This is a genomic window from Haloarcula salinisoli, from assembly GCF_019599405.1.
Classification (GTDB): domain Archaea; phylum Halobacteriota; class Halobacteria; order Halobacteriales; family Haloarculaceae; genus Haloarcula; species Haloarcula salinisoli.
In genome coordinates, this window is sequence record NZ_RKLQ01000001.1 from 1427885 (window position 1) to 1449715 (window position 21831).

At 67.0% G+C, this 21831-nt stretch carries 30 protein-coding genes and 2 tRNA genes; 5 read left to right on the forward strand and 27 right to left on the reverse strand.

Annotated features, from left to right (window positions below; translation table 11 throughout):
- Nucleotides 1-60: 60 nt before the first annotated feature.
- The 4 genes from EGD98_RS07365 to EGD98_RS07380 form a co-directional block, all read right to left on the reverse strand.
- Entirely contained in the window at nucleotides 61-1257 is a 1197-nt protein-coding gene (locus EGD98_RS07365; RefSeq protein WP_220587693.1) for a putative sodium/potassium/calcium exchanger, read from the reverse strand.
- Between the two features lie 43 nt (nucleotides 1258-1300).
- A complete protein-coding gene (locus EGD98_RS07370; RefSeq protein ID WP_220587694.1) occupies nucleotides 1301-2047 on the reverse strand; it encodes an isopentenyl phosphate kinase in 747 nt (248 codons plus the stop codon).
- Nucleotides 2044-3027, reverse strand: a complete 984-nt coding sequence (gene mvk / locus EGD98_RS07375) for a mevalonate kinase (RefSeq protein WP_220587695.1) — start codon at nucleotides 3025-3027, stop codon at nucleotides 2044-2046. The genes EGD98_RS07370 and mvk overlap by 4 nt, the downstream gene beginning before the upstream one ends.
- Nucleotides 3028-3099: 72 nt before the next feature.
- A complete protein-coding gene (locus EGD98_RS07380; RefSeq protein WP_220587696.1) occupies nucleotides 3100-3477 on the reverse strand; it encodes a ribbon-helix-helix domain-containing protein in 378 nt (125 codons plus the stop codon).
- Between the two features lie 271 nt (nucleotides 3478-3748).
- On the opposite strand from EGD98_RS07380, the gene EGD98_RS07385 reads away from it, so the two are divergent.
- The gene (locus EGD98_RS07385) at nucleotides 3749-4612 is read left to right on the forward strand and encodes a hypothetical protein (protein WP_220587697.1); all 864 of its coding nucleotides are present in this window, start codon (nucleotides 3749-3751) and stop codon (nucleotides 4610-4612) included.
- Between the two features lie 2 nt (nucleotides 4613-4614).
- Here the strand turns inward: EGD98_RS07385 and EGD98_RS07390 are convergent, their stop codons facing one another.
- From EGD98_RS07390 to EGD98_RS07465, 16 genes are all read right to left on the reverse strand, one after another.
- Nucleotides 4615-5955 carry a cytochrome P450 gene (locus EGD98_RS07390; RefSeq protein WP_220587698.1) on the reverse strand — a complete coding sequence of 447 codons (1341 nt, stop codon included), beginning with the start codon at nucleotides 5953-5955 and terminating at the stop codon, nucleotides 4615-4617.
- A 95-nt stretch (nucleotides 5956-6050) separates the two neighbouring features.
- Nucleotides 6051-6431 carry a DUF5518 domain-containing protein gene (locus EGD98_RS07395; RefSeq protein WP_220587699.1) on the reverse strand — a complete coding sequence of 127 codons (381 nt, stop codon included), beginning with the start codon at nucleotides 6429-6431 and terminating at the stop codon, nucleotides 6051-6053.
- A gap of 68 nt (nucleotides 6432-6499) precedes the next feature.
- Complete coding sequence (locus tag EGD98_RS07400) at nucleotides 6500-6709, reverse strand: hypothetical protein (protein WP_220587700.1); 210 nt, start codon at nucleotides 6707-6709, stop codon at nucleotides 6500-6502.
- Between the two features lie 109 nt (nucleotides 6710-6818).
- Nucleotides 6819-7610, reverse strand: coding sequence for a 30S ribosomal protein S2 (rpsB, locus tag EGD98_RS07405; protein ID WP_220587701.1), 792 nt, complete (start codon nucleotides 7608-7610; stop codon nucleotides 6819-6821).
- Nucleotides 7607-8812 (reverse strand): phosphopyruvate hydratase, encoded by a 1206-nt coding sequence (gene eno, locus EGD98_RS07410; protein WP_220587702.1) that lies wholly within the window; start codon nucleotides 8810-8812, stop codon nucleotides 7607-7609. Before eno ends, rpsB begins: the two co-directional genes overlap by 4 nt.
- The gene (locus EGD98_RS07415) at nucleotides 8809-8988 is read right to left on the reverse strand and encodes a DNA-directed RNA polymerase subunit K (protein ID WP_135303168.1); all 180 of its coding nucleotides are present in this window, start codon (nucleotides 8986-8988) and stop codon (nucleotides 8809-8811) included. The genes eno and EGD98_RS07415 overlap by 4 nt, the downstream gene beginning before the upstream one ends.
- Nucleotides 8985-9185, reverse strand: coding sequence for a DNA-directed RNA polymerase subunit N (locus tag EGD98_RS07420; protein WP_166970841.1), 201 nt, complete (start codon nucleotides 9183-9185; stop codon nucleotides 8985-8987). Before EGD98_RS07420 ends, EGD98_RS07415 begins: the two co-directional genes overlap by 4 nt.
- 12 nt (nucleotides 9186-9197) lie before the next feature.
- Nucleotides 9198-9596, reverse strand: coding sequence for a 30S ribosomal protein S9 (locus EGD98_RS07425; RefSeq protein WP_220587703.1), 399 nt, complete (start codon nucleotides 9594-9596; stop codon nucleotides 9198-9200).
- Nucleotides 9590-10027: a 50S ribosomal protein L13 gene (locus tag EGD98_RS07430; RefSeq protein WP_220587704.1), complete on the reverse strand. Its 438-nt coding sequence runs from the start codon at nucleotides 10025-10027 to the stop codon at nucleotides 9590-9592. The genes EGD98_RS07425 and EGD98_RS07430 overlap by 7 nt, the downstream gene beginning before the upstream one ends.
- Nucleotides 10024-10374 carry a 50S ribosomal protein L18e gene (locus tag EGD98_RS07435; RefSeq protein WP_220587705.1) on the reverse strand — a complete coding sequence of 117 codons (351 nt, stop codon included), beginning with the start codon at nucleotides 10372-10374 and terminating at the stop codon, nucleotides 10024-10026. The genes EGD98_RS07430 and EGD98_RS07435 overlap by 4 nt, the downstream gene beginning before the upstream one ends.
- A gap of 24 nt (nucleotides 10375-10398) precedes the next feature.
- Nucleotides 10399-10483 (reverse strand) — tRNA-Leu (locus tag EGD98_RS07440).
- Between the two features lie 102 nt (nucleotides 10484-10585).
- Nucleotides 10586-11368, reverse strand: a complete 783-nt coding sequence (locus tag EGD98_RS07445; protein WP_220587706.1) for a DNA-directed RNA polymerase subunit D — start codon at nucleotides 11366-11368, stop codon at nucleotides 10586-10588.
- A 3-nt stretch (nucleotides 11369-11371) separates the two neighbouring features.
- Complete coding sequence (locus tag EGD98_RS07450; RefSeq protein ID WP_220587707.1) at nucleotides 11372-11761, reverse strand: 30S ribosomal protein S11; 390 nt, start codon at nucleotides 11759-11761, stop codon at nucleotides 11372-11374.
- Complete coding sequence (locus EGD98_RS07455; protein WP_220587708.1) at nucleotides 11758-12273, reverse strand: 30S ribosomal protein S4; 516 nt, start codon at nucleotides 12271-12273, stop codon at nucleotides 11758-11760. The genes EGD98_RS07450 and EGD98_RS07455 overlap by 4 nt, the downstream gene beginning before the upstream one ends.
- The gene (locus tag EGD98_RS07460) at nucleotides 12273-12803 is read right to left on the reverse strand and encodes a 30S ribosomal protein S13 (protein ID WP_220587709.1); all 531 of its coding nucleotides are present in this window, start codon (nucleotides 12801-12803) and stop codon (nucleotides 12273-12275) included. The genes EGD98_RS07455 and EGD98_RS07460 overlap by 1 nt, the downstream gene beginning before the upstream one ends.
- A 19-nt stretch (nucleotides 12804-12822) precedes the next feature.
- Nucleotides 12823-12907: transfer RNA gene (locus EGD98_RS07465), tRNA-Ser, on the reverse strand.
- Between the two features lie 179 nt (nucleotides 12908-13086).
- Between EGD98_RS07465 and EGD98_RS07470 the strand changes: the two genes are divergently transcribed.
- Entirely contained in the window at nucleotides 13087-13374 is a 288-nt protein-coding gene (locus EGD98_RS07470) for a hypothetical protein (protein WP_220587710.1), read from the forward strand.
- Nucleotides 13375-13430: 56 nt separating this feature from the next.
- Here the strand turns inward: EGD98_RS07470 and EGD98_RS07475 are convergent, their stop codons facing one another.
- Nucleotides 13431-13811 (reverse strand): HalOD1 output domain-containing protein, encoded by a 381-nt coding sequence (locus tag EGD98_RS07475; protein ID WP_328762317.1) that lies wholly within the window; start codon nucleotides 13809-13811, stop codon nucleotides 13431-13433.
- A 90-nt stretch (nucleotides 13812-13901) separates the two neighbouring features.
- Complete coding sequence (moaA, locus tag EGD98_RS07480) at nucleotides 13902-14915, reverse strand: GTP 3',8-cyclase MoaA (protein ID WP_220587712.1); 1014 nt, start codon at nucleotides 14913-14915, stop codon at nucleotides 13902-13904.
- Between the two features lie 253 nt (nucleotides 14916-15168).
- Between moaA and EGD98_RS07485 the strand changes: the two genes are divergently transcribed.
- Nucleotides 15169-16272: an Mrp/NBP35 family ATP-binding protein gene (locus tag EGD98_RS07485; protein ID WP_220587713.1), complete on the forward strand. Its 1104-nt coding sequence runs from the start codon at nucleotides 15169-15171 to the stop codon at nucleotides 16270-16272.
- 39 nt (nucleotides 16273-16311) lie between these two features.
- On the opposite strand, the gene EGD98_RS07490 is transcribed toward EGD98_RS07485, so the two are convergent.
- The 5 genes from EGD98_RS07490 to cofD all read right to left on the reverse strand — a co-directional run bounded on the left by EGD98_RS07490 (nucleotide 16312) and on the right by cofD (nucleotide 19856).
- Nucleotides 16312-16503, reverse strand: a complete 192-nt coding sequence (locus EGD98_RS07490) for a 30S ribosomal protein S17e (protein ID WP_220587714.1) — start codon at nucleotides 16501-16503, stop codon at nucleotides 16312-16314.
- Nucleotides 16504-16691: 188 nt separating this feature from the next.
- A complete protein-coding gene (locus EGD98_RS07495; RefSeq protein ID WP_220587715.1) occupies nucleotides 16692-17285 on the reverse strand; it encodes a DUF447 domain-containing protein in 594 nt (197 codons plus the stop codon).
- Nucleotides 17282-18121: a triphosphoribosyl-dephospho-CoA synthase gene (locus EGD98_RS07500; protein ID WP_220587716.1), complete on the reverse strand. Its 840-nt coding sequence runs from the start codon at nucleotides 18119-18121 to the stop codon at nucleotides 17282-17284. The genes EGD98_RS07495 and EGD98_RS07500 overlap by 4 nt, the downstream gene beginning before the upstream one ends.
- Nucleotides 18118-18864 carry a tRNA-dihydrouridine synthase gene (locus tag EGD98_RS07505; protein ID WP_220587717.1) on the reverse strand — a complete coding sequence of 249 codons (747 nt, stop codon included), beginning with the start codon at nucleotides 18862-18864 and terminating at the stop codon, nucleotides 18118-18120. The genes EGD98_RS07500 and EGD98_RS07505 overlap by 4 nt, the downstream gene beginning before the upstream one ends.
- Nucleotides 18864-19856: a 2-phospho-L-lactate transferase gene (gene cofD, locus EGD98_RS07510; RefSeq protein ID WP_220587718.1), complete on the reverse strand. Its 993-nt coding sequence runs from the start codon at nucleotides 19854-19856 to the stop codon at nucleotides 18864-18866. Before cofD ends, EGD98_RS07505 begins: the two co-directional genes overlap by 1 nt.
- Nucleotides 19857-19976: 120 nt before the next feature.
- Here cofD and EGD98_RS07515 point away from each other — a divergent pair, with 120 nt between their 5' ends.
- Both EGD98_RS07515 and EGD98_RS07520 read left to right on the forward strand, forming a co-directional pair.
- A complete protein-coding gene (locus EGD98_RS07515; RefSeq protein ID WP_220587719.1) occupies nucleotides 19977-20531 on the forward strand; it encodes a protein-tyrosine phosphatase family protein in 555 nt (184 codons plus the stop codon).
- Nucleotides 20532-20588: 57 nt separating this feature from the next.
- The gene (locus EGD98_RS07520; protein ID WP_220587720.1) at nucleotides 20589-21812 is read left to right on the forward strand and encodes an HD domain-containing protein; all 1224 of its coding nucleotides are present in this window, start codon (nucleotides 20589-20591) and stop codon (nucleotides 21810-21812) included.
- The last annotated feature ends 19 nt before the right edge of the window (nucleotides 21813-21831 follow it).

Below are 21831 nucleotides of genomic sequence, written 5' to 3' on the forward strand. Positions count from 1 at the left end.
CGGTTACCGACGGATACAACGCCAGTTCTTAAAACGATGTGGGTTCCGAGTCGTCGACGACTACGAGTCCTCGAGCGCGTCCGAGAGCGGGTCGCTATCTGATTTCGTCTCGAAGGGCGTCGATTCCCCGGACTCCTCGTCCAGGTCCTCGGAGGGTTCCTCGTCACCGCTGTCCGCTTCTGGTGTCTCCTCGTCTCCGGAGAACAGTCCCGAGACGTCCTCTGCCGACTCTTCTCCTCCGTCGTCCGTCTCGCCGAAGAGGTCGTCGGCCGTCCGGGGACCGTCCGACGACTCCTCGTCGCCATCTCCCATCTCCCAGCCAGACGACTCCTCGGCCCTCGGGGACTCCGCAGCCGGCTCCGTGGTCCCGGACTCGTCGGCGGCCTCGCTTTCGGCGGGCACCGCCGTCTCGAACTCCGAGGGGTCCGGCGGCGACCACTCCTCCGGCTGTGTTTCGACCGGTCCGGAGTCGGTCTCTGCTGTCTCGGCCGGTTCGGGGTCGGTCTCTGCTGTCTCGGCCGGTTCGTCCTCCCCGCCTGTGGTCGACTGTTCGACCCACTCGTTCGAGTCGGTCGTCTCCGGTGGGGACTCGTCGGGCGCGTCCCCACGCTCGTCGTCCAGGACGGGTTCGTCGGGCGGGGGCGCTGCGTCCGCGGTCGCGTCCGCTGGTGATGCGGGTTGGCTCTCCGGCTCGGGGGATTCCTCGACGACGGTCTGTTCGTCGGTGGCTGGCTCCGACTGGGAGTCAGGCGCGGGCTCGTCTTCGGTGGAGTCCGGTCCCGGCTCTCCCTGGGCCGTCTCGGTGGCGTCTTCGGCGCCATCGGACGGTGACTCCTCGTCCACCGTGTCGGTGGCCGCCGTGGCTGCACCCGTGGTCCCGGCGATGTCCCCGGGAGTATCATCGTCGGTGGCCGCCACCTCGTCGTCGGTCGCGTCGCCGTCGGCGGGCTCGGTGGCTGCCACGTCGACAGTCTGGCCCTGCACGAGGCCGGCCGTCGTCGCGTCGGCGACGAGTTTGTACGCCAGACCGACCAGGCCCGACAGGAGGAGCAACACGCCGATAGTTATGAGCGCGATAGCGGCCACCACGGGACCAGTCGCCGCCCCGGCGGCGCCACCGGCGACGTCGGTGAGTACACGACCGCCCACGATGACTCCGGTGCCGACGAAGACGCCGGCGACCAGCGTCACCGCGAGGAGGTAGCCGACGAAGCGGACACCGTATCGATAGACATCTGATAACCCAGCAGCAGACATAATCGGACAAATGATAACTGCAGTAAAATAGGTTACGACGGGATTACGTCGTCCCGTCGCCGGCGACGGTCGTCCCGGGGTCGCCACCGGCGAGGAAGGTGCCGAGTGCCGCTGGGCCGAAGACGTGGGCCGGCGAGGAGAGCGCGAGCAGCGCCCGTATCTTCCCGGCCATCCCGCCCGAGACGTCGGTCGCCTCACTGGCGCCCAGTGCCGACGCCACCTCGTCGAAGGCCGTTATACGGTCGATAACCTCGCCCTCGTCGTCAAGGACACCCGGGACCGTCGAGCAGACGCCGACCCGGTCGGCCTCGACCGCCGGGGCCAGTTCGACCACGAGTTCGTCGCCGCTCAGGACTGTGGTGCCCTCGCCCCGGTGGGCCACGAGGTCACCGTGGAGGACGGGGACAAACCCCTCCGCGAGCAGTGTCCGAACCTGTTCGGTCGGGAGGTCGAGGGCCCCCGCAGCGTCGCGGCTCGCGGCCGAGAACGGGTGGACCGGGACGGCGGGGACGCCCCGCTCGGCCAGCGCCGTGACGACGGCGTCGTTGAGCCGTTTCATCGCGCCGTGGATGGCGGCGACCCCGGCCGCGTCGTGGGTGCCATCGGTCGTGCTGACGCCGTAGTCGGCGGCGTGGTGGTGGCCGAAACTGCCGCCGCCGTGGACCACGACGAGGTCGTCGTCGCTGGCTGCGACGGCGTCGGCGGCCGCCGCGAGCGCGTCGTCGTCGACAGTCTCGGGCTCGTCTTTCTCGGTGACCACGCTCCCGCCGAGTTTCAGAACGACGGTCACTCCGCCCGGACCCCCTCGGTGTCCAGCGCCGCCCGGAACGCCTCGTCACAGCCCGGCGTGTACTTCAGTGCCGTCAGTGCGGCGTCCGTCTCGTCGAGGGCGACGACACAGCCCCCGCCGCCGGCGCCGGTGAGCTTCGCACCCATCGCGCCAGCGTCGCGGGCCGCCCAGACCATCGTATCGAGCGAGCGCGAGGATACCCCCAGCGCCCCGAGTAAGCCGTGATTGAAGTCCATCAGCTCGCCCAGCGTCTCCGTGTCCTCGGTGCCGAGCACGGACTCGCCCTCCCGGACGATATCACCGATTGCCTCGACGGTGTCGGCCGCGAAGTCGTACTCCTCGCGGAGCTCGCGGACGCCCGCGACGAGTTCGCCAGTGTCCCCGGCCCCGCCGTCGTAGCCGATGACGAACGGCAGGTTTCCGACCCCCTCGAGGCGGCGGCAGTCGTCGCCCTCGACGCGGACCGCCCCGCCCATCGCCGAGCAGAACGTATCCGCGCGGGAGGCCTCCCCGTCCTGGACCGCTGCCTCTACCTGATAGGCCCGGTCGGCTATCTCCGCGCGCGGCAGTTCGACGCCAAGTTCCCGACAGCCCGCGTCGATGGCCGCACAGGCGACGCCAGCGGACGAGCCAAGCCCCGCACCGAGGGGAATATCGCTCTCTATCCATATCTCGAAGCCCGCATCGGGTGCGTCTGCTGCGTCTCTGACCTGAGCGACGGCCTCGTTGACGTAGCCCGTGGCCGCCTCCACCAGGGAGTTCTCGGCGTCGACGTCGGGGTGGTCGGTGTCGTCGCCGACGTACTCGACGGTAAAGCCGTCGAGCTGGAGGTCGTCGGCGTGGACGACCAGCCCCTCGTCGATCTCCTCTGCCGTGACGCGAGCCCGGCGCTCGATGGCACACGGGACCGCCGGTTCGCCGTAGACGACTGCGTGCTCCCCGAACAGGTACACCTTGCCGGGAGCGCTCGACGTGACCATACCCCTGCCTGTGCGTGCAGGGTGTTAGGTGTTTTCGGAGACGACTGCGGCCGCTCGACACTCCCCCCTCGGTCACCGATACGCTTCGAGCAGGTCGTCGAGCAACAGACAGCGCGGGTCGGTCACCGGGTAGGCCGTATCGATGTACTCCTCTGCGGTCTCGATGTCGCCCCGGACGGCGTACTGCCTGACACGGGCCGCGTTCTCGTAGAAAGCCTCGTTCAGTTCGGCGGCGTCGTGGGCGTCGGCGGTCGCCGGCCCCGAGGTGAACAGTTCGCTCCGTATCTCCTCGAAGTCGACCATCTCGGCCTCGTACTCCCCGAGTTCCGAGAGGACGTACTCCACGGCGAAGCGCTGGAACTCCGACTTGCTCGAGAAGACGTCGTCCTCGACCATCTCCTCGACGCGGTCCATCACCGCCTCGGGGAAGCGAACTGTAGATTTGACCACGTTGTTCGACCCAGACAGTGAACCAGTATAAATCCACCTCAGCGTGCAAGCTTTCCGACAGATTCGCCCCGACGGTCGACCGCACCGATAGGTCCCGTCGGACGTGCCCGGCGTTGCCGTACCAGCCCGGCCGTGCCTGCTGGGCACTAGTTCCGTCAACCACGGACACGCCGGGCTGGCACGCTCTCTGTCCGCAAACCGGTCGGGTGCCACGATTCGTGCATCTCGTGTACACCTGAAAACATTTACCGGCCCCTCGAAATACCCGAGTATGAACCGACGCCGACTGATTGTGTCCTGCAGCGGGTGTCTCGCCGCACTCGCCGGTTGCCTCACCGAATCCACCGAGACGCCAACCGGACCTGCCGGGTCGGGGAACGAGTCACCAACCGAGCCTCCCGGGACGACGCCGACGGGCCAGCCCCCGGCCGTCGGTGTCGAGAACGTCGTCGCGCAGAAAGCCGTCACGTACAGTTCTGTGTACGGGTCCGGCGGCGTTCGGACCGACCCGAACACGCAGTACGTCGTCGCCTCGATAACCGACGCATCGAAGCGGAACCCGCCGGAGTTCGTCCTCGAGACGGACAGCCAGACGTTCGAGTCGGGGCTCTCGAACACTCGGGGCTACACGCGGTACGGCGTCGCGGGCTACACCCGACCCTATCTCGTCTTTCCGGTCCCGTCCCCGTTGTCGGTATCGAACCCCCGCATCAGACTGACCGAGAGGGACGGTGCGGGGTACACCTGGTCGCTGCCGGAGCGCGCGACCGAGACGCTCGCGGCGCCAGCTCCACGGTTCGAACTGGAGTCGCTGACCGTGCCCGACAGCGTCGGCCGGCGCGAGGACCTGACAGTTTCGCTGACAGTTCGAAACGTCTCCGACACCGACGGCCGGTTCCTCGCGGCCGCCTACTGGCCGACGACCACCGTCGACGACGACGAGTCACACGTCGTCGAGGCGACCGTCCCGGCGGGCGAAACGGCAGCCCGCTCGCTCGATATCTACGCCCGCGGCGCCGAGACGGCCGACGGCGTCGCCACGCTGACCGTCGAGGGCCACGTCAGCGCCAGCCGCACGGTCCAGGTCGACGAGCGCAGGCGAACCGACGACCGGACGACCGAGGCGCCTCCCTGAGTCTAGGGCCGCTCGCCGACACAGAACGACATCTCCTGGCGCGGGTGGGCCGTGAGCGACGGCATCAGTTCCAGGGGCGTCTCGCCCAGAAAGTCCAGTTCGTACTGCTTTGCCGTCGTCGCGACGATGAGCTGGGCCTCGAGCATCGCCAGGTGCTTGCCGATGCAGTGGCGCGGCCCGCCGCCGAAGGGGAAGTAGGCAAAGCGGGGCCGCTCTTTGGCCCGCTCCGGTCGCCACCGCTCCGGGTCGAACGTGTCGGGGTCGTCGTAGAACCGCTCGGAGCGATGGACGCCCCACTGCGGGAGCATCAGCGTCTGGCCGCTGTCGATGCGGTAGTCCGACAGCGTCACGTCCTCCGTAGGTTCGCGGAACATCACGTACACGGGCGGGTAGAGCCGCATCGCCTCCTGGATGACCCACTCCAGATACTCAAGCTCCCGAACGTGTTCCATCCCGGGACGGTCGTCGCCGACGACCTCGTCTATCTCCTCGTGGACCCGCCGCTCGACCTCGGGGTGTTCCGACAGCAGGAACCACGTGTAGGTCAGCGTCAGCGCCGTGGTGTCGTGGCCCGCCAACAGCATCGTCATCATCTCGTCGCGCAGTTGCTCGGGCGACTCGACGCCGTCGTCCCGGGCGCGAATGAGCACCGAGAGGAAGTCCATCGGGCCGTCGTCGCCGCTGCCGGCCGTCTTCTCACGGACCGCGATGATGTCGTCGAGAATTCCATCGAGCGTCTCGACGGCCGCGTCGAACTCCGCGTCGTCGGGCATCGGCATCCACTCCGGCGCGGCAAAGCGAAGCGGGTCCGGCTCGAAGCGCTGGCCCAGCGGCAGCAGCTGCTGTTCTATCGTCTCGACGCGCTCCTCGCTCAGCTGGACGCCCATCATCAGGTCGAGGATGACGTCGAGTGTCGTCCGTGTCATCGCCCGCTCGACGTTGACCACGTCGCCTTCGCCCCAGTCGGCCAGCCGGTCCTCGGCGTGGTCCGTGATGCGGTCGGCCATCCCCGCCAGCCGACGCATCGAGAACGCCGGGTTCGCCAGCTGGCGCTGTTGCTCCCAGGTGTCGCCCTCGGAGAGCAGCAAGCCATCGCCCAGCAGGTCCCCCAGCGCGTCGCCCTGGAAGTCGGGTTTCCGGAAGCGGTCGGCCTCCGAGACCAGCACCCGCTCGATAGCGGTCGGGTCCGACAGCATCACCGTCTCCATCGGGCCCATGTCGAAGTAGGCCACGTCGCCGTAGGCATCTTCGAGCGCCGAGATGAATCTGAACGGGTCCGAGGCGTAGGTCCGACTGCTCCCGAACAGCGGTTCGCCCTTCGGTCCGGGTGGCGTTTCTGCCATCGACGCGAGTTAGGACCGGACACTCTTGAATTACGTGCCAACTCCGACGTGTTGGGATATCGGTAGTCGTGACTGCACCACCGGACGCCTCGCGGTTACAACCACCGCGTGGGGTCTAGGTCCCAGTCGGTGTTTGTACGGGCCCACGTCCCGCCCAGCCCGCCGACGGCGCTCAAGCCGACGGTGTAGCCGAGGAAAAATAGGAAGACGAGCGCGAGGAAGATACCGTATCCCGGTGCCGACGGCGGGATGCCGAATCCCAGCATCCCAGCGACGAACAGGGACGGGACGAACAACGCAAGCAGTGGAATCATCGCGGCGACGCCGGCGAGCGTCCCGAGCCACAGGCCGCTGCGGTAACCGCCGCCGTGGCGGTACGCCGCCGCAGCGCCGCCGGCGACCGAGGAAAACGGGACAATCGAAAGCGCCAGCGTCACCAGCGCACCCAGACCGGCATCGACGAACGTCTCTCGCATCCTGTCTGTCGGTGTCGGTAGCGGGGGTAATATACTGTGGGGTCACACCCAGCTGGCGACGGCGCCGCTCACAGCTCCATCTCGTACTTCGCGTAGTTGCCCAGCCACCCGCCCAGTGCGCTCAGCCCGACAGTGTAGAGCGCACTGACCACTGCGGCAAAGAGGAAAAACAGGAGTCCGAGCGCGCCGAACGCCCCCGGAGCACCTGAACCGAAGTAGAACACCCCGAAGAAGAGAACGAAGAGCCCGAAGAAGACCGCGCCGGCGAGCAGACTCATGACCCCTGCGATAGTATGGGTTGGGAGGGGTGAAAACGCGGTCACAGCGTCCACTGGGGCACCGAGTCGCTGACTGTGGGAGCGGGAGAACGGAAAAGGAAACTCGGGCTTACAGCTCGGACTCGAAGTCGTCGAGCCCGTAGGACGGCTCGGCACCGCGGCGGTCGAGCGTCTCGTTGGCCAGCAGCCAGTAGACGACCGACAGCGCTTTTCGCCCCTTGTTGTTGGTCGGGACGACAAGGTCCACGTTGGACGTGGTGTTGTTGGAGTCACACATCGCGATGACCGGGATGCCGACCGTGATGGCCTCCTTGACGGCCTGGGCGTCGCCGATGGGGTCAGTGACGACCACGACGTCGGGCTCGATGTAGCCGTCGTAGTCCGGGTTCGTCAGCGTCCCGGGGATGAATCGGCCAGTTCGGGCTCGGGCGCCGACGGCGTCGGCGAACTTCTCGGCCGGGAACCGGCCGTACTGGCGCGAGGAGGCCACGAGAATCTGCTCGGGCTCGTAGTTGGCCAGGAAGTCCGCGGCGGTGCGGATGCGCGAGTCCGTCATCGAGACGTCCAGCACGTAGAGCCCGTCGGTCCGCACGCGGTGGATGAACCGCTCCATGTCCTGGGTCTTCTGCTGGGTCCCGATGTGGACACCGGCGCCCAGATAGTCCTCTACGGGGATGAGGAGGTCGGCCTCGCTCTGCTCGTCGGGCATGACGTCCTCGTCGAGCTGTGGGGCGTCCTCTTCCTCCTCGTCGGCTGTCTCGGCCTCGGTCGCCTCGTCGGCGGCGTCGGCGGGCTGTTCGACGTCTTCGGTCTCTGCGTCGGCGTCGGGCTCGGCGTCCTCCTCGGACGGGTCGAACTCCGACTCCTCAGCGTCGAGACCTTCTTTGTCGTTGCCGCTCATACTGCGTTGTCCTCGATACGGATGAGTTCGTTCAGCTTGGCAGTTCGCTCGCCACCGACGGCGCCCGTCTTGATGAACTCGGCGCCGGTCGCCACGGCGAGGTGTGCGATGGTCGTGTCCTCGGTCTCGCCGCTCCGGTGGGAGACGACTGAGGCGTAGCCGTTCTCGGTCGCCAGTTCGATGGCGTCGACGGCGTCCGACAGCGTCCCGATCTGGTTGGGCTTGATGAGGATGGAGTTGCCAGCGTCCTGCTGGATGCCGGTCTGCAGGCGGGAGACGTTCGTGACGAACAGGTCGTCACCGCAGATGAGCGTCTGGTCGCCGACCCGCTCGGTCAGCTCCGCGTGACCCTCGTAGTCGTTCTCGTCGAGGGGGTCCTCGACGTAGACGAGGTCGTACTCCTCGACCTTCTGGGCGATGTAGTCGATCATCTCGTCGGTCGACTTGACGCCGTCGTCGAAGACGTAGCCGTCCTCCTCGTCGTCGTACAGCTCCGCGCCGGCGACGTCCAGACCGAACTGGATAGCGAAGCCGACGTCGTCCGCGACGGTCTCGACGGCCTCGGCCATGATTTCGAAGGCCTCGTCGTCCGAAACCGACGGCGCCCAGGCGCCCTCGTCGCCCTTGCCAGCCGGGATGCCCCGGTCGGCGAGCATGTCGTGGACTTCCTGGTGGACCGCCGCGTTGGCGAAGACGGCCTCCTCGACGCTCGGCGCGCCGATGGGAGCCGACAGGAACTCCTGGATGTTGGTGGCGTCCGCGGCGTGTTCGCCGCCGCCGACGATGTTGCCCAGCGGCGTCGGGAACTCGTTGCCACGGAAGGTGCCACCGAGGTGCTGGTACAGCGGTGCACCGAGCACGTCCGCGCCAGCCGCAGCGGCCGCCATCGAGATGGCGACGGCGGAGTTTGCGCCGATACTGGAGAAGTCGTCCGTACCGTCGGCCGCGCGGAGCGCGTTGTCGACGTCGCGCTGGTTGCCGGCGTGAACCTCGCCGACGAGGCGGGGAAGCGCGTCTTCGCGAGCGTTCGCGATGGCTTCCTGAGCCGGCAGCTCCAGAGCCTCGTATTCGCCGGTGCTTGCGCCGCTCGGTGCCTTGCCGCGACCGAAGCCCCCACTCTCGGTGAGAACGTCGGCCTCGACTGTCGCGTTGCCACGCGAGTCGAGGACGCGGCGGAGTCGGATGTCAGTGATTAGCGTCATTTGTGGTCACCTCGTTTGACGGTGAACGGAAGGACGCCAGCGTCGTACTCCTCGGCCGCGATGAGGATTGGCTGGGTGTGTTCCGTCTCGATGAGCACGGGTGCGCCGTGGGCCAGCTGGAGCGCTCGTGCGCCCAGTTTGCGGGCCTTCTCGTATCGGCTTTCCTGTGCGTTCATTGATAGGGAGCGACGATGTCGACCAGGTCTTTGTGCGAGACGAGCATCCGGCGACAGCAGTGTCGCTCGACGCCGAGCTCGTCGAGGACCATCTCGGGGTCCTCGGGCTCTTCGGCCTCGCGGGTGCGGGCCTTGAACTCCTCCCAGTGCTCGCCGACAACGTTACCGCACGTGAAACACCGGACCGGTACCATCATATCCTGATCACCTCAGCGGTAGGATTTCTGGTAGCGGGCCCGAGCGCCGGGACCGCCCCACTTCTTGGGTTCGGACTGGCGCACGTCGTTGACCAGCAGCGAACGGTCGAACTCCATGAACGCGTCGCGGAGTTCGGCGTCGTTGGTGAAGTCGACGAGGCCGCGGGCGATGGCGGTGCGGGCCGCGTCGGCCTGCCCCATCACGCCGCCACCCTCGACGGAGACATCGACGTCGATGTCGTCGCGAAGGTCCTCGTCTGCGATGCGGAACGGCTCCAGCATCTTCAGCTGAGCCAGCTCCGGATCGACCAGTTCGACCGGCTGGGAGTCGATACGCACGCGACCCTCGCCCTCGCGAATCGTGGCGCGAGCGACGGCGGTCTTCTTTTTGCCAGACGTGTTCGTTACCATGTCTTGTTCGCTCCGAGTGTCTCGCTCACTTCCGCGAGCGTGACGAATTTGATGTTCGAGAGTCGGTCCAGCGACGTTCCCGAAAGCACTTCGCCGTCCTCGTCGTGGTGGTTACCCACGTAGACACGGACGTTCTCGAACGCGTCACGGCCACGCTGCTTCTTGTGGGGCAGCATGCCGCGGATGCAGCGTTTGAGGATGCCGTCCGGTCGCTTGGGGTAGAAGTACGCGTTGTCGTCGCCGATGTCGACGCGCTTCTTGTACTTCTCCTTGATCTGCTCTTCGCGGCCAGTGATGACCGCGCGTTCGGCGTTGATGACGGCCACGGTCTGGCCGTCGAGCGCTTTCTCGGCCACCTGCGAGGCGACCCGGCCCATGATACAGTCGCGGGCGTCGACGACGACGTCGGCGTCGAACTCGGCGACGCTCATCGAATCACCCGGACGTGAGAGCCTTCTGGGTTGTTCTCGATTGCCTGTTCTAGCGATACAGCCTCTCCGACCTTGTCGATCTTCGTCTCGGCGGTTCCGGAGAAGTCGACGGCGGCGACGGTGACGTCCTTCTGCAGGACGCCGGAGCCGAGCACCTTGCCCGGAACGACGACGGTCTCGTCTTCCTGTGCGTACCGCTCGATGCGGCCCAGGTTGACTTCGGCGTGTGTACGCCGCGGCTTCTGCAGCCGTTCGGCGACGTCGCCCCAGACTGCGCCGCCCGAGTTGCGGGCGGCCGACTTCAGGTCGGCGATGAGACTACTGAGTCTCGGATTCGTCTTGCTCATAGGGTTCCTCCTTGGGAGTAAAAGTGCAGGGAGCAGGATTTGAACCTGCGGACCCCTACGGGACAGCGCCCTGAACGCTGCGCCGTTGGCCAAACTTGGCTATCCCTGCTCGCATTAGTTGGTTCTTGATGCCCCGTAAAACCCCTTTCGGTCCTCGCGCTCGGGGAGCGGGCGGTCATCGGCGTCGAAGGGGTGTTTCGGGACATTGGCGTTACAGTTGGACCGCGTCTTTCAGCTCTGTCGCACGGTCACGTAGCGTCTCGACCGCGCGAAGCAGGAGTTCGTCGGTGGTAAACGAGCCGTCGGTCTCGACGTGGAACACGAACGCGTTCTCGACGTCGGTGACCTCGACCTCCTTGCCCGGATACCGCTGGGTGAGGTCGTTCCCGAACTCGTCGGTCGGGACGAGGTCACCGTCCGCGGCGTCGGGGTCGGCGGCGTGCTCGGCTGCACCCTCCTCGATGACGCCCCGAAGGATGTTGGGTTCCTCGTCCTCGAACTCGCCCGTGTCGCCGACGACCTCGACGCGCTGAAGGTGTCGGTAGCCGACGGCCACGCCGCCCTGGTGTTTGGCGTGTTCCTTCCCCGTATCGAGGACGGCGTCGGCCTCGACTTCGAGGCGCTGGCCGTCTTTCAGGTCGATGATGGGGATGTTGTCGTCGGCGGGTTCCACCAGCGCGTCACCGGAGACGAGGTCGCTGGAGTAGGCCGTGTTCGGCCCGTCGACGGACAGCGACAGCGTCACCTCGTCACCGAGCTCGAAGTCGTCGAGGTCGGTGGAAAGCGGGACCAGCCCCAGTCGGAGGCCGATCTGCTCGTTGAACATCACGCTGGTGTTCTCGATGACGCGGACGGTGTCGATGCTGAACGTGGGCACGTCGGCCACCATCGCCCGGCGGATACCGTTGGCGAAGGCCGGCGTGATGCCACGCACGAGCACGAGCGACTCCCGCTCGCCGCGTTCGACGAACTCAACCTCGTAATCCTGTGTCATTGGTTAGAACCCGGAGTTCTTGGGTGCGCGGGTGCCGTCGTGGGGCGTCGGGGTGACGTCCTCGATGCGGCCGATTTCGAGGCCGGCGCGAGCCAGCGCTCGGATGGTGGCCTGTGCGCCCGGCCCGGGGGACGTCTGCTGGTTCCCACCGGGACCACGGACGCGGACATCGACACCTTCGACGCCGCGGTCGAGAGCCTTCTCGGCGACGACCTCGGCCATCTGCATCGCAGCGTAGGGCGACGCTTCGTCGCGGTTCTGCTTGACGACCGTCCCGCCGGAGCTCTTCGCGAGCGTCTCCGCGCCGGTCTGGTCGGTGATGGTGATGATGGTATTGTTGAACGATGCGTGAACGTGGGCGATACCCCAGATGTCGTCAGGTGCTTCGCTCATTCTTGGGCCTCCGCGCGCTCAGGATGCAGTTCGTCCGACAGCGAGCTGTTCTCGTCGAAACCGACCGAGCTCTCGACGGCGACGTCGACCTTCATCGACGGTCGGGTGACGCGTGCGTCGTCGAGCTCGATGTGGCCGTGGACGATGAACTGTCGCGCCTGCTCGGGCGTGTTCGCGTAGCCCTTGCGGTAGACGACCGTCTGGAGCCGGCGTTCGAGGACGTCGGTGACGTCAAGCGACAGGACGTCGTCGAGCTGGTCCTGCTCGTTCAGGATGCCGTAGCGCTTGAGTCGGGCGAGGAACTCCTCGGCCTCGAGGTCGGTCCCCTCGGTGCTACCCAGCAGTTTCCGGGCCTCGCGGCGGTAGCCACGCAGCTCGGACTGGGCGCGCCAGAGCTCTTCCTTGTTCTTCAGGCCGTAGCGGCCAAGCAGGTTGCTCTCGTCGGCGATTCGCTCGCCCTGGTAGGGGTGGTTCGGCGTCTCGTAGAACTTCGTGTTGGAACCGAGCGCCATTATTCGTCATCCTCCTCTGCGGCGGCTTCCTCTGCCTGTTCTTCCTTGATGGCCTCGACGTTGACGCCGATGGTCCCCTCGGTACGACCGGTGGACTTCGTGCGCTGGCCGCGGACCTTCTGGCCGCGTTTGTGGCGGACACCGCGGTAGGAGTCGATCATCTTCATGCGGTTGATGTCCTGCCGACGGGTGAGCTGGAGGTCGTTACCCGTCTCGTGGGTGGTCTCACCGGTGAAGTAGTCCTTCTGGTGGTTGGTCATCCACTCGGGGACGTTGTCGGCGAAGTTCTGCACCTGGTCGACGACCTCGTCGATGACGTCGTCGTCCAGCTTGCCGAAGACCGCGCGGCGGTCCACGTCAGCGCGCTGGGCGATGATGCGGGCGGCGCGGTGGCCGATGCCGTTCAGTTCTGTCAGTGCTCGCTCGACGGACTTCGTGCCGTCGAGGTCTGTCTGTCCGATGCGAACGAAGTAGCGGATGTCCTCCTCCTCATCCACGTCCTCGCCCGCGTCTGGGTCTTCTGCACTCATATGTTGGTGGTTGGGTGAGCGTCGTGGCTGGGATTCGAACCCAGGAGGCTGTACGCCACAGAGTTAGCAACCCTGCGCCTTGGGCCAGGCTTGGCTACCACGACACGCTTGCTTGATACTCGCGCCCGCAGCACACGGACTCGGGAGCCGGTCCCCCTACACGAGTCTGTTCGTACGTATCTCGGGGTTGTATTTAAACGCAACGAAGGGCCGCGGGCGCGTCAGGGCGGGCCATGAGTCACCGTGTCAAAACCCAGTTGTGGGCGACGGACCTACCGGACGTATGGACGACAGTGCGACGGTCGACCCGACCGACAGGGAGACACTCCGGGGGCATCTTGAACGCTTTGCCACCCCCGATAGCGTAACAGCGGACGCTGATGGGACCCTGACCGCCCGCTTCAGTTCGTCAACGTACGTCTCGATAGACCCCGAGGGACACGTTCGAACCGGGATGCCGCTGCACGCCTTCGACGGGCCCGCCGAACGACTGCATTTCGACCACGGTGATGGCGAACTGCACGTCGCGACGGCCGAGGAAGCTATCAGTTACACGTTCCGGCGACCGTAGTCGAGAGACGACCCGGGAACGGTGTACTGAGTGCCGACCCGGGCCGGCGTAGACGGCTAGCAGTCGGCCGAAACCGACTCGAACACCGCAGTCAGGGGTGCTGTCTCCGATGGCTCACACACCTTGATGCGGCCATCCCCCGAGACAAAGACGTTCCAGCCAGAGAGACGGAGACTGAGAACGCCACAGGTGTCCGGCGCCGAATTCGATAACAATCGGTCGAACGCTTCGAAGTCAATTTCCTCGGAAAGCGGTGTGAGTTCCATCGGGTCGACGCCCTCGGCGGCAGCCACCGCCTCGACAATCGCCATCGACGGCGGTTGCCGACTGCCCGTCCACTCGGTTTCATAGACAGGCGTGCATCTGCACTGAGCGGGGTCATTATCTGTAGTCATAGCTACCTGTTCGTCGGTCGCCATATAAAAACTCTCCTCCATTCTAATCGAGTATGGCAGCTGATAGCGGTGGGCACGGTAGCCCTCGACCAGCTGTTGTCTGGCCCACTAGCGTCGGCGACACCGCCCGTCTCAGTCGTCGTCCGCGGCCAGCGGTTCCTCGACCGGCCCACGCTCTATGTACTCCTCGTTGACGACCCACTCACCGTCGTCGTTCTGGACCATGTACTCCCCGTAATAGGGCACCCGGTTGGCGACGGTCTCGCGGAACGTCTCGCGGATTTCGGCTTTCGTCATCTCACCCATCGACCGGAGGTCGTCCGTGCGATTGAGACACCCCTTCAGTTTGCCGTCGTGGGTCACGCGCACGCGATGGCAGTTGTCACAGAAGTCGGTGTTCTCCACGGGGTCGACGATTTCGACCATCCCCTCGCCCGACCCGTCGTCGGCGCTCACCCAGTAGCGCTTGCGGTCGTGCATCTCCCGTACCTCGATGCGGTCGGCCTGTTCGGCCAGCCAGTCGTGGACCCGCTGGATGTCGATGGCCCACTCCGGGCGGCCGACGAGTTCCGGCATGTATTCGATGAGCTGGAGCCGGAGCCCGTCGTTTTCGGCGACGTGGTCGACCATCTCCGGAACGTACCCCGCGGTGGGTTCGAAGACGACCATGTTCAGTTTCACCGGGTCCAGCCCGGCATCGAGGGCCGCCTCGACGCCCTCGATGACCTGCTCGTAGGCGCCACTCTTCGTTATCTCGGCGAAGGCCTCCTGGTCGATTGCGTCCTGGGAGACGTTCACCCGGTCGAGTCCCGCGTCGACGAGGTCCGGCGCGCGCCCCGGCAGGAAGGTGCCGTTCGTGGTCATCGACACCTCCATCGCGTCTGGCGTCCGGCGGATTATCTCCTCCAGGTCGCCCCGGAGCATCGGCTCGCCGCCGGTGAACTTGACGGCCTCGACGTCGAACTCACGGGCGACCTCTAAAAAGGCGACCACGTCGTCGGTCTCCATCTCGTGGTCCTGGGCCTCCATCGGCCCGCGCGTGTCCCCCAGCCCCTCGTTGTGACAGTAGACACAGTCGAAGTTACAGCGGTCTGTCAGGGAGACGCGGACCTGTGACACCTCCCGCCCGTGGTCGTCCTCTAGCACACTCGCCCGTACTGCGCCCAGCGTCATAAAACGTCACAACAGTACCAAATCTGTCCCCACTCCCACGTGGCGGCCACGACCGCTCGCTTGTTCGTGAACCATTACCCTGCGGTCGGAGCCGTCTCACTGTGTTCGACGGCTCCCTGCTCGCGGGTCGTTCCTCCCCGCTCGCATTGACGAGATGACTCCCTGCGGTCGTCATCTCGCTTCCCACGTCACAATCCTTATCGCACCTCCACGGCCTACCGGAGGTATGAACGAGCAGGACGTCCGTGAGCGGCTCCGGGCGGTCGAGGACCCGGACCTGGGCGACGACATCGTGACGCTGGGCCTCGTGAACAGCGTCGAGATAGATGACGAGGAGATACGCATCGACCTCGCGCTCGGTGCGCCCTACTCACCGACGGAGACGGGGATGGCCAACGCCGTCCGCGAAGCGCTGGGCGACCTCGACCGGCGCATCGACCTCTCGGCGAGTGTCGACCGCGGGGTCAGCGAGGAGGAAGACCCCCTGCCGAACGTCAGGAACGTCATCGCCGTCGCGTCCGGGAAGGGCGGTGTCGGCAAGTCGACTATCGCCGTGAACATCGCGGCCGGACTCTCGCGTCTGGGCGCTCGCGTCGGCCTCTTCGACGCCGACGTCTACGGACCGAACGTGCCGCGGATGCTCGACGCCGACGAGTCCCCCCAAGCCACCGAAGAAGACGAGATAATCCCGGTGGAAAAGTACGGGATGAAGCTGATGAGTATGGACTTCCTCGTCGGCAAGGACGACCCGGTCATCTTCCGCGGGCCGATGGTCGACAACGTCCTCACACAGCTCTGGTCGGACGTCCTCTGGGGGACCCTGGACTACATGATAGTCGACCTGCCGCCGGGCACCGGCGACACGCAGCTGACGATGCTCCAGCGGGTCCCCGTCTCCGGGGCCGTCATCGTCACCACGCCACAGGAGGTCGCGCTGGACGACGCTCGAAAGGGGCTCCGGATGTTCGGGCGCCACGAGACGCCGGTGCTTGGAATCGTCGAGAACATGTCCACGTTCGTCTGTCCCGACTGTGGCGGCAGCCACGACATCTTCGGCAGCGGCGGCGGCCACGACTTCGCCGACGAGACCGACATGCCGTTCCTCGGCGAGGTCCCGCTCGACCCCAGCGTCCGCGAGGGCGGTGACAGCGGCGAACCCCTGGTACTCGACGACGAGAGCGCGACCGGCGACGCGTTCCGCGAGATAGCCGCCAACACCGCCAACATGCAGGGTATCATCCACCGCAAGCGCCAGTCCGACAGCCGGACCACCCCGGACCAGGCGGCGAAGGCAGACCAGACGGACGAAGAGAGTCAGGCCGAGCAGTAGCCGTCGCTACGGGGGTTCGAGAACTGGATAGAAGACCGATTACGCTTCGACCGGGCGGTTGTACTTGCGCGTGACGTAGCCTGCGATGCGGTTACGGACGCCCTTGGACTCGATGTTCGTGACCTCGGTGACGACTTCCTTGTTGTGCTCGAAGTCGGCGCCGAAGGCGTCTGGGTACTTCTCCATGATGAGTCGCCCTGTCTTCTTGACGTAGGCGGGTTTGATTGCCATGCGCCAATGTTGCCTGCTGGCCTTCAAAAAGGGTTCGACTTCGTGACCGGGCGCGAACGTTTATCACCGGGAACGGGACCAGACGGCCCCATGCGCTGACCAGACGGGTGGCGTGTCCCGCGGTTGTGCGACACCGCACGCCACCGAGCGCCGGTGTCTTACTCCGACACCGCGGTGTCGCCTGTTCGCTACCACTCCGCGTCGACCAGCTCGCGAACGCGGTCGAAAGCCGCCCGTTCGGGCTCGCTCCCGGCCGTCTCGACGACCGACTCGAAGTACGCGAGCCGGGAGAGCAGCTCGTCGCGGTCGTACGCCGGCACGTCCAGTCGCGATGCCGCGACGGTCGCCTCGACGACGGCGGCGTGGCCGCGGTTCGTCGTCGGGACCACGCGCCGTTCGACCCGCGATTCCTCGGGCACGAGCGCCCACTCGACCCACTGTGTCCCGTCGTCCTCGCCGTCGGCCAGCCGCTCGACGCGCACCCGGACCCAGGCGTCGGCACTCGTAAGCACCGGCTCGGACTCCTCGCGGACCGACAGCGCCGCCTCGGCGAAGTCGACCGGGTCCCGCGTGAACTGGACGTACCCCTCGCCGCGCTCGTCGAAGTTCCGCCAGGTTCGGGTTCGTCCCCACGTCGTCGCCGTCACCGGGCCGTCGTCTTCGGGTTCGTGCAGTCCCAGGGCGGCAACGTTCCACAGCTCGTTGGGCCCCAGTGTGGTCACCACGGATTCGGTGACGCCAGCGAGGTCAACGGGCCAGGCCGCTTCGCTCGCGCCAGTCATACCACCAGCCCCCGTTCAAGCGCGACGAACAGTGCGCCGGCCACGAGGTCGGCCGTCGTCCCGGGGTTGATGTCGCGGGCGACCAGTTCCTCCGCCAGCTCGGTGGCATCTTCCTCGCCGTCGAGCACGGCTTGAGCCCGACGCTGTACCTCGGCCGCAGCGTCGGGACTGTTGCGCGTCACGACGAAGGTGTCGACGTCCTCGGCCAGCAACTTGAGGAAGACCCGGGAGGCACGGTCGGGGACCGGCCCGTCGTCGGCAAGCAGCGCCTCGGCAGCTTCGAAGACACGCGCGAACCCACCGGCCCACTCGGCGGCGATACCGTCGACGTCGGCACTCTCGGCCATCACATCGAACAGCGTGAGCCCTTGCGCTTCCAACTCCGGAATCGCATCACTCCCGTGGCGGACGTCCAGCGGCTCCATCCCCTCGGGCGGGTCGTCGACGGCGACGTCGACGTGTTCGAAGGCCCGGTAGAAGGCCGCGGCGTCCGCCACAGTAGTCCCTCGGACCACGCGGTCGACTCCGGCAGGAGTCAGGTCGCCCTCGCCCGCGGCGGCGACCAGCGGCGCGAGCAGGAGCAGTGCGCCAAACTGCGTATTGCCCGCCGACTGGTCGGCCATGCCGGCGACGGCGTGCTCGAATGCCCGCCCCACCGGCTCGCCGTCGGCCGCTAGTCCCAGGCCGGGCCGGGCGCCGACGGCGCCGGCCATGAAGTGCTCGAAGCGCAGGTCGGCGAAGTCCCGTTCGCGGTCGACGTTGCCGGGCTTGGGCGTCCCGGTGACTTCGAGCAACAGCGCCAGTTCGGCGTTCTGGACCGGCGTTCGGTCGCTCATCGCGTGACCTCCTGTGTGAACCAGTCGTCGGTCGCCTCGCGGACGGCGGCCAGCACGGCGGGGTCGTCGCTCGCCCGGCCGACACTCACCGCATCAGCCCCGTATTCGAGATACTCGCGGGCCGTATCGGGCCCGCGGACACCGTTGTTCGCGACGACGAACAGGTCGGTCGCGGTCGCGATATCGTCGACGACCGACTCCGAGTCCATCGCGTCGACGTGGATGGCGTCGGCGCCGGCCTCGTCGATGCAGCGTGCCAGCCGAGGGAGGTCGACACCGGGGACCTCCGCCCGGACCTTCACCGAGACCGCGGCACCGGTATCGGCGGCGGTCCGGACCTGCTCGGCGAGCCTATCCGCGTCCCGCAACAGCGACTCGCCGCCGCCGACGGCGCACATCTCGTCCTGTCGGCAGTGGGCGTTCAGTTCCAGGATAGCGTCGTGGTCCCGGCAGACGCCAGCGGCACGCTCGAGGGGGGCAAGCGTCGTGGAACGGACGTTGAACGCGCCACGGAGCGGGGACTTGTCGAGCGCCCCGAGCTGGGTGTCGACGAATGCTATCGGGTCCGCGGGCAGGAACTCCGAGCGGTCGCGGTCTGTCAACGCTTGGGCGGCCTCGCGCGAGGCCTCGTCGAGCGCGATACCGCCCAGGAAGGCACAGCCGACGTGGTCGGTGGCGGCCCGCGCCCAGTCGGCGTCGGCCTCGCCGCTGAGACTCGCCAGGGCGACCCGCGGGCGGAACATCAGGCCACCTCCGCGAGCGCGTCGGCTACCGTTCGGGCTACGCGCTCGGCGTCGCCCTCGGTCTCCATCGTCGTGTCCGTCCGGACCACGGGACGGTCGAGGGCGGTATCGTCCTCGCCGTCGAGGACGAACGCGTCGGCGAAGGGGTACGCCTCGGCGACCCCGGCCGTACTGGGCTCCCGGCCCACCCCGGCCATCAGGTCGGCGGCAGGTCCGGAGAACACCTCGTTCTCGACGAACGGCGAGACGGCGACGACGGGGGTGTCGGCGAGCGCTCCGGCGACCCCGTCGACGGCGAGCATCGGTCCCAGCGACGTGACTGGGTTCGACGGGCCGACGACGACGGGCTCGGAGAGGGCATCCAGCACGGCCTCGGTCGCCGAGGCCTGGTCGCCGCCGCGGAACTCGACGTCCTCGACGGGTGGTTCGCCGTTGCGACCGACCCACCACTCCTGGAAGTGCATCGGTCCCTGGGGCGTGTGAATCATCGTCGCCACGGGGTCGTCGCTCATCGGCAGGAGCTCGCGGTCGAGCCCGAAGGCGTCTGCCAGCTGCCGGGTCACCTCGGTCAGGGAGTAGCCAGCGTCGAGCAGCGAGGTCCGGGTGACGTGGACCGCGCGGTCCCGGTCCCCGATGTGCATGAACTCCGCGACGCCGGAGAAGCGTCTATATCGGGCGATATCGCGCCCGCTGGTCTGGGCGTCCTCTGGGAGATATTGGGGGCCGGTCGGGAGGTCGGCCGCCGCCGCCAGCCGGTGGAGTTCGTCGTGCGTTGCCGCCGTATCGTCCGCGATACCCCACCACGTCTCCCGGTCGAGTTCGCCGCCGTCCAGAAACAGCACCGTGTCGAGGTCGGGACAGACCAGGTGTCCGCCCAGCTCGATGTCGTCGCCGGTGTTGGCGACGACCGTGGTTCGCTCGGGAGCGAACACGTCGCCGGCACCGGAGAGCAGCTTCGGCGTGCCGGTCCCGCCGGCGAGGAACGTAACCATACGCCGACGTAGGGGAGACGGGCGGTATAAACGTGGCCCTGTGTCACGGGGTTCGTATCAACCGCCTGAGAATCACTGCTGAGAACTGCGCGGGTACACTCAATAGTGTTCACTCTGAGGATGACCTGTTGGGGTCAATCAACCGTGAACGCACACCGATTCGCGCCCGCAGCCCCGGACGAAGCCTACGTCTACGGGGCCTGCACGCCGGGCTGGCACTCGGCCGCCGGCCGCGACGCTGCCATCGACGACTGGGTCGAATTTATGCGATCGGAGGGTATCGAGCGGGTCTGTTGTCTGCTGACTGGCTGTCAACTGGACGACTGCGGCGCCGTGCTGGACCGCTACGCGGCGGCATTCGGTGAGGGGAACGTGTTACACGCACCGGTCCGGGACCACCACCTGGTGCCCGAAGACGTGCTCGTCGAGGAGATACTTCCGTTCCTGGCCGAGAGCCGCGATGTCGAGGAGCCGGTCGTCGTCCACTGTCTGGCGGGTATCGGTCGGACCGGACAGGTACTGGCCGCCTGGCTCGTCTACAACCGAGATTACGGCCCGGAGCGCGCCATCGAGACGGTCACGGACAACGGCCGGGACCCGACGGACGCCGTCAGGATGGGCAACGCGACCGAAGACGAACTGGTGGCGCTGCTGGAGACCGTCGCGCGGCTGTAGGCGGGCGGCATCGGCAGTCGGGAGTACTGTTTTGCCCGCTGCAGGCCAACGGGGAGTATGACCACTATCAAGGACAGTGTCCACGACCACATCGCGGTCGAGGGCGTCGCCGCCGACCTCCTGGAGACGCCACCGGTCCAGCGGCTCCGCCGGGTCAAGCAGCTGGGGACGGTGACGATGGTCTACCCCTCGGCGAACCACACGCGCTTCGAGCACTCGCTGGGGGTCTACCACCTGGCCGACCGCGCACTCTCCCACCTCGGCATCGAGGGACGACAGGCCGAACGGGTGCGGGCGGCGGCCCTGTTGCACGACGTTGGCCACTCTCCCTACAGCCACAATATCGAGGAGATAGTCCACCGGAAGACGGGGAAGTACCACGACGACGTGGCCGAGCTGCTGGACAGGGGTGAGGTCGCTCGTGTGCTGGCGGACCACGACCTCTCCCCGTCGAAGGTCGCCGGGCTGGTCGGGGGCGAGGGGGAACTCGGCCAGCTGGTCTCGGGCGAACTCGACGTCGACCGGATGGACTATCTGGTGCGGGACGCCCACCACACCGGCGTTCCCTATGGCACCATCGACCACGAGCGGCTGGTTCGAGAACTCCGCTTCGTCGAGGGCGACCTGGTGCTCGACGAGGGGAACGTCCAGACGGCCGAGTCGCTGCTGCTCGCGCGGGCGCTGATGAACCCGACCGTCTACGCCCACCACGTCGCCCGCATCGCCAAATCGATGTTGCGTCGCGGGACCGAGCGGCTGCTGCGGGAGACGGACGTGACCGCCGAGAAACTCAGGCGGTGGGACGACTGTGACCTGCTGGTCGGGTTGCGCGAGAGCGACGCCACGAGCGAGTACGCCCGGCGGCTGAGCGAACGCGACCTGTTCAAACGGGCGGTGTGGGCCGAACGGCCGGCCGTGCCCGACGAGCTACTGGCGGCCGACCACGACGATATCCGCGAACTGGAGGAAGAGATAGCCGACGCCGCGAACGTCTCGCCGGCGGCCGTCGTCCTGGACATCCCCGCGGCGCCCTCGATGACGGAGTCGTCCAGTCGAGTGCTCGTCAACGGGGCGGTCCGCCGGCTGGGCGAGCAGTCGACGCTGGTCAACGCCATCCGGGCCGCCCAGACGGACCAGTGGCGGCTGGGCGTGTACGCGCCGTCGGCCGACAGCGAGCGGGTCGGCGAGGCCGCCGTCCGCGAACTCGGACTGGACCTGGACGGGACGCGCGTCCGCGACGTGCGACGCGGTATCCACGCCACCCTCGACGAATTTAACTGAACCAGGCGGAGAGATACGT

Bases quoted from the DNA above. Each gene is read 5' to 3' on its own strand.
- EGD98_RS07435 (WP_220587705.1), bottom strand. From the start codon at position 10,374: ATGAGCAAGACGAATCCGAGACTCAGTAGTCTCATCGCCGACCTGAAG.
- mvk (WP_220587695.1), bottom strand. From the start codon at position 3,027: ATGGTCACGTCGAGCGCTCCCGGCAAGGTGTACCTGTTCGGGGAGCAC.
- cofD (WP_220587718.1), bottom strand. From the start codon at position 19,856: ATGGTTACGTTCCTCGCCGGCGGGACCGGCACGCCGAAGCTGCTCTCC.
- EGD98_RS07520 (WP_220587720.1), top strand. From the start codon at position 20,589: ATGACCACTATCAAGGACAGTGTCCACGACCACATCGCGGTCGAGGGC.
- EGD98_RS07385 (WP_220587697.1), top strand. From the start codon at position 3,749: ATGAACCGACGCCGACTGATTGTGTCCTGCAGCGGGTGTCTCGCCGCA.
- EGD98_RS07495 (WP_220587715.1), bottom strand. From the start codon at position 17,285: ATGACTGGCGCGAGCGAAGCGGCCTGGCCCGTTGACCTCGCTGGCGTC.
- EGD98_RS07415 (WP_135303168.1), bottom strand. From the start codon at position 8,988: ATGAACGCACAGGAAAGCCGATACGAGAAGGCCCGCAAACTGGGCGCA.
- EGD98_RS07470 (WP_220587710.1), top strand. From the start codon at position 13,087: ATGGACGACAGTGCGACGGTCGACCCGACCGACAGGGAGACACTCCGG.
- EGD98_RS07460 (WP_220587709.1), bottom strand. From the start codon at position 12,803: ATGAGTGCAGAAGACCCAGACGCGGGCGAGGACGTGGATGAGGAGGAG.
- rpsB (WP_220587701.1), bottom strand. From the start codon at position 7,610: ATGAGCGGCAACGACAAAGAAGGTCTCGACGCTGAGGAGTCGGAGTTC.
- EGD98_RS07390 (WP_220587698.1), bottom strand. From the start codon at position 5,955: ATGGCAGAAACGCCACCCGGACCGAAGGGCGAACCGCTGTTCGGGAGC.
- EGD98_RS07430 (WP_220587704.1), bottom strand. From the start codon at position 10,027: ATGAGCGTCGCCGAGTTCGACGCCGACGTCGTCGTCGACGCCCGCGAC.
- EGD98_RS07515 (WP_220587719.1), top strand. From the start codon at position 19,977: ATGACCTGTTGGGGTCAATCAACCGTGAACGCACACCGATTCGCGCCC.
- EGD98_RS07475 (WP_328762317.1), bottom strand. From the start codon at position 13,811: ATGGAGGAGAGTTTTTATATGGCGACCGACGAACAGGTAGCTATGACT.
- eno (WP_220587702.1), bottom strand. From the start codon at position 8,812: ATGACGCTAATCACTGACATCCGACTCCGCCGCGTCCTCGACTCGCGT.
- EGD98_RS07485 (WP_220587713.1), top strand. From the start codon at position 15,169: ATGAACGAGCAGGACGTCCGTGAGCGGCTCCGGGCGGTCGAGGACCCG.
- EGD98_RS07400 (WP_220587700.1), bottom strand. From the start codon at position 6,709: ATGAGTCTGCTCGCCGGCGCGGTCTTCTTCGGGCTCTTCGTTCTCTTC.
- EGD98_RS07490 (WP_220587714.1), bottom strand. From the start codon at position 16,503: ATGGCAATCAAACCCGCCTACGTCAAGAAGACAGGGCGACTCATCATG.
- EGD98_RS07455 (WP_220587708.1), bottom strand. From the start codon at position 12,273: ATGGCGCTCGGTTCCAACACGAAGTTCTACGAGACGCCGAACCACCCC.
- EGD98_RS07420 (WP_166970841.1), bottom strand. From the start codon at position 9,185: ATGATGGTACCGGTCCGGTGTTTCACGTGCGGTAACGTTGTCGGCGAG.
- EGD98_RS07450 (WP_220587707.1), bottom strand. From the start codon at position 11,761: ATGAGCGAAGCACCTGACGACATCTGGGGTATCGCCCACGTTCACGCA.
- EGD98_RS07425 (WP_220587703.1), bottom strand. From the start codon at position 9,596: ATGGTAACGAACACGTCTGGCAAAAAGAAGACCGCCGTCGCTCGCGCC.
- EGD98_RS07445 (WP_220587706.1), bottom strand. From the start codon at position 11,368: ATGACACAGGATTACGAGGTTGAGTTCGTCGAACGCGGCGAGCGGGAG.
- EGD98_RS07395 (WP_220587699.1), bottom strand. From the start codon at position 6,431: ATGCGAGAGACGTTCGTCGATGCCGGTCTGGGTGCGCTGGTGACGCTG.
- EGD98_RS07365 (WP_220587693.1), bottom strand. From the start codon at position 1,257: ATGTCTGCTGCTGGGTTATCAGATGTCTATCGATACGGTGTCCGCTTC.
- EGD98_RS07500 (WP_220587716.1), bottom strand. From the start codon at position 18,121: ATGAGCGACCGAACGCCGGTCCAGAACGCCGAACTGGCGCTGTTGCTC.
- EGD98_RS07505 (WP_220587717.1), bottom strand. From the start codon at position 18,864: ATGTTCCGCCCGCGGGTCGCCCTGGCGAGTCTCAGCGGCGAGGCCGAC.